Source organism: Bacillus sp. 220_BSPC, from assembly GCF_001054655.1.
Lineage (GTDB): Bacteria > Bacillota > Bacilli > Bacillales > DSM-1321 > Peribacillus > Peribacillus frigoritolerans.
The window spans coordinates 1-4,270 of record NZ_JVPL01000112.1 but is presented as its reverse complement, the minus strand read 5'-3'; the positions used below and the strand labels follow the sequence as shown (position 1 = coordinate 4,270).

Sequence of the window (4,270 nt, the reverse complement as noted above, 5' to 3'; positions counted from 1 at the left end):
GAGCATCTGGAGGGGAAATCAACCACAACTCACTACCTGGTAAATAGCAATGTGAAAACAGCCTAAATAATAATGAAAATTTCACCTTCGAAAGAGGTCACCTGTTTTATTCCCCTCTTTATTTTTGGTATAATATGTAATGCCAAATCATTTAAATTTTTTATTTTGTAATCGAAGAAGTATAATGGTCTAACCAAGGAGTGACATATGAAAGTCTTATTAGAATTGTTACGCATCATATTAATATTCGGGATAACCGGAACAATCATTTCGAGCATTGTAAACGGCATATATATAAACATAGGAGTGACTCAGTATGGCTGGCTAGGCTCGATTGCGATACTGCTTTTATTATTCGTCTGGTATAGAAATAAACTTCAGTTCAGTGGCTGGTATTCGGGAAAAGGGAAAGAAAAGCTTCCAAAAATGGTCTCGCAAATACTCATTATGTGTTCACTATTTTTGTTAGGTGCCCCACCTGTTTTAAGTGTGCTGCAGATGATCTTTCATTAATCGGGATTCTATATCCTGGATAGAGCAGGAGTGAACGATTTGCGTAAATTGTTTAATATTGTGGTCCTCATACTCCTACTCTCTGGATTATGGTATGGCTATGGTAAAGATATTCAGGAGTCTGGATTCAAAGCCGGGGTTAGTGCCTTTGCATCAGATGTTCGTTCAGTTATAAACGGGCCCGAGGTTACGACAGCCTTGGAAAAACTGAGTACTGGAGTCAGCAGCCTGATTGGCTCGCTGACGGAAACATTGGATACCGCTTCTGAAAAAGAATCTCAGGAAACGGAAAAAGTGAAAAAACCAGCACTGGAAGCACCTGCTGATGCATCCTTTTCAGTCCGTAATATCGAAATTGGCGACACGAAGGATGATGTAGAAAAAATGGCTGGTGAAGCTAAGCGGAATACGCGGAATGAATATGGCGTGGACTGGTTTGCCTATCACGAAAATTATCAAAACTTCTTCATGGTTGCCTACGATAATAACAATAAAGTTGTTGGTTTATATACGAACCAAGATTTGATTTCCTCAAAGGAAGGCATTAAACGCGGTACACCAAAAGAAACCGTGACCGGGAAAATGGCGGAGCCTGTAACAAAACTGCTTAAAGGAAACGTCTATTACCAGATTCGAAGTGACGGCGGCGAATACGATATGTTCGAAATGGATAATAGCTATGTGACCATTTTTTATGACAAACATGAGAAAAATACAGTCACGGCAATCCAAATCATCGACGCAAAACTCGAAAAGCAAAAGAGCGGCTATTTTGCAGAAGCCGGCCCCGGATTAAAGAAGGGCTTTGAATATCAATTATTCGATTTGACCAATGCATCACGGGTCAATCATGATCTCTCCGTGCTAACATGGGATAAACGAGTGAAGGTCACTGCACAGGATCATAGTGCAGATATGGCCGTGAATCATTACTTCAACCATACAAACCTTGAAGGGGAATCCCCTTTTGACCGGATGGAAGATGACAAAATCAATTTTCGAATGGCGGGGGAGAACCTGGCTGCCGGTCAGAATAGCAGTATCTTTGCCCATGAAGGCCTAATGAACTCCATTGGACACAGGGAAAACAAATTACAGAAAGATTTTGAATCCCTCGGTGTCGGAGTTGCCTTCGATGAGGAAAATAAACCATACTATACAGAGAACTATTTGACGAAATAAACGAAAAAGCTGTGCATGGAAAATCCTGCACAGCTTTTTTCAGATGGGACATCCAAATGGATGCCCATGTTTTAAATCACCAAACGAATAATCCAACGACCATGGCACTTAACAGGGAAACAGCCATCCCGCTAACCAACAGCTTCCAAACATTCCTTCCGATAATGTTCGATTTCTCATCATTGAGGATGGAATTGAATGTTCCGTAGATCATGCCCACTGTACTGAAGTTGGCAAATGACGTCAAATAAGTGACAGCAACAGCGACTGTATGCGGAGGCAGTGTACTGACTTTATCCTTTAGGTCGAGCAAGGCAACGAACTCATTCGTGGCAAGCTTGATTCCCATCAATTGAGCGACATACATGGCATCCTGTCCAGTTAATCCAAGCAAGAATGCAAATGGACTAAAAATGACAGAGAAAATCTTTTGAATGGTCAATCCATCCACGAAGAAGCCGAAAATGCCGTTTACGCTGGCCGTCAACGCCACATAGCCGATAACCATTGCCATGATGACGAAGACCATTTTGGCCCCAACCAGCATACTGTTGGAAATGGTGGAAAAGAAATCTTTACGTTCCTCTTTAGAAGGTACATAAACGACATCTTCTTCTTTACTGACATCGACGGGATTCAGCATATTAGCTATCAGCAAAGCATTTAAGCAGTTCAAAGGTATCGCTACAAAAACAAAGGTTGCCGGTACCATGGACAGGTAGGCTCCAATGATTGAACCGCTTATGCTGCTCATGCTCATGATTCCAAATGTCAAAAGACGCTGATCCTTAATCGCACTGAGTTGAAGGCGGAGTACGGCAAGCGCCTCCGTATTTCCAAGGAACATCATCTGAATCGAAAAGAAACTCTCAAGTTTCGGCAAACCGGATACTTTTGAAATGAGCCATCCCACTTTATCAATGATCCACGTAAGTATACCGAAATACGATAAAACATCAAAAAACGTGATAATGAAGATAATCGGCATCAATGCGCTGAAAAAGAAATCCACTTGTTCATTTGCCATAAGCGAAGGAAAGACAAAAGAAATCCCTTCATTCGCACATTCAATCAACCAGGTAAAGAATGAAGCGATCAGATTGATGACCCATGCCCCTATTTTTGTCGATAACATGAACCATGTGATAAGCAATTCAAGAACCAGCAAGGTAAGTATGGCTTTCCACTTAACGTTCCTTTTATTAGGTGAACAAAGATAAACGATGCCCATTACAACTAAAACACCTAGTATATTCAATAAGAAAAGCATGCTTTCATCCCCTTTAGCTATATCATTTCCCATTCGTTTTTTTTATATAAAAAGCCCTCACCTTTTTACACCTTCAGCCGCAGCAAGAAAGTGTGAAAAAGTAAGAGCTTTCATCGAAGCATGTTTTTTAGGATAAGCTTTTTTCAAGCGAACCAACATTAACCTGTTCATCTCTTCTATTTTCATACTTCCTTGTAGTCCGGCATTACGGCTGCCAGGTAGAAACTATCAGACCATTGTCACTGATATTATACAAGGATATTTTTTAAATAAATTTCTCAGGAAAGATATCATTTTAAATCAGTTTATTTTTAATTACAATACGTTTTAAAGTTGTTATATTAATATAAATTTTTCGAAAACAGTCAATAAAGTCTCCGAAGCGCAATGTTGGGTAATACTTATGAAGGAGCTAGCTAAAACTATAAACGGCCCCAACTAAAGTGGTCTTTAAATAAGCTTCCCATTACATCTCCTCTATTGGAAATTAGGACGTGAATTTTTGTGGATTTTTTTAATAGCCAGGAAACTCTTACTGCAATCCAGTGGATCTTAAGAGCCATTATTTCATTCTTCTTCTTGCTTCTTTCGGTAAAATTGATGGGACAACGGTCCATTTCGCAGTTAAGATTACTTGATTTCATTATGGCTTTAATTATTGGAAACATTCTTGCCCACCCTTTATCTGATGAACAGTTAGGTTTGAAGGGCTCCATGATAACAACCAGTGTATTGATCATTTTATATATAATGAGTGTGTTTGCGGGACTTAAGTGGGGCACACTCCGAAGGTTTTTTGACTCAGACCCCTTTCCGCTTATCGAAAATGGACAAATCATTTACAAAAGCTTAGTAAGGGCCAGAATCTCCATCGATGTTTTATTATCGGAATTAAGAAAAGAAAAAGTCGAAGATATTCAAAAAGTATCCCTCGCGCTATGGGAACCGGGCGGTACCATTTCATTGTTTTTAGATCCCCAATATGAAGCAGTAACCCCAGCAGATATGCACCTAACAACAAATGCCTTCACTTTTCCTAAAACGATTATTAAAGAGGGAAAGATTGATTCTAAAGAATTGAATCGGGGCGGTAAAGACGAAGCATGGCTGAAAAACAGAATCAAAATAACATATAATGCCGATGTGAACGATATTTTATTGGCAACTCTTGATAATAACGATACCTTAAAGGTCTTTTTCTACAAATAGATTTACAGCCAAAATAAAATCCCCTCAAGTATTGTGTAAAGCCTACTTGAAATGTACCCTTTGTAAAGGACAGTTTAAAAAAAGCCTAGGCAGCTT

Annotated in this window: 5 protein-coding genes and 1 riboswitch; of the genes, 3 read left to right on the top strand and 2 right to left on the bottom strand. The window is 39.5% G+C overall.

Annotated elements, in window-relative coordinates; all coding sequences use genetic code 11:
• The first annotated feature begins 207 nt into the window (after positions 1–207).
• Positions 208–513, top strand: coding sequence for a hypothetical protein (locus ADA55_RS07570; RefSeq protein ID WP_048681484.1), 306 nt, complete (start codon positions 208–210; stop codon positions 511–513).
• Between the two features lie 39 nt (positions 514–552).
• Entirely contained in the window at positions 553–1,695 is a 1,143-nt protein-coding gene (locus tag ADA55_RS07565) for a CAP domain-containing protein (protein WP_048681481.1), read from the top strand.
• 76 nt (positions 1,696–1,771) lie between these two features.
• Here the strand turns inward: ADA55_RS07565 and ADA55_RS07560 are convergent, their stop codons facing one another.
• Together ADA55_RS07560 and ADA55_RS30965 are read right to left on the bottom strand one after the other, a co-directional pair.
• Positions 1,772–2,965, bottom strand: a complete 1,194-nt coding sequence (locus tag ADA55_RS07560) for a nucleoside transporter C-terminal domain-containing protein (RefSeq protein WP_048681487.1) — start codon at positions 2,963–2,965, stop codon at positions 1,772–1,774.
• Positions 2,966–3,022: 57 nt separating this feature from the next.
• Positions 3,023–3,151, bottom strand: coding sequence for a hypothetical protein (locus tag ADA55_RS30965; protein ID WP_264370998.1), 129 nt, complete (start codon positions 3,149–3,151; stop codon positions 3,023–3,025).
• Positions 3,141–3,241: riboswitch (purine riboswitch) on the bottom strand. (Overlaps the previous gene by 11 nt.)
• Before the next feature lie 228 nt (positions 3,242–3,469).
• On the opposite strand from ADA55_RS30965, the gene ADA55_RS07555 reads away from it, so the two are divergent.
• Positions 3,470–4,174: a DUF421 domain-containing protein gene (locus ADA55_RS07555; RefSeq protein ID WP_048681478.1), complete on the top strand. Its 705-nt coding sequence runs from the start codon at positions 3,470–3,472 to the stop codon at positions 4,172–4,174.
• Positions 4,175–4,270: the final 96 nt, after the last annotated feature.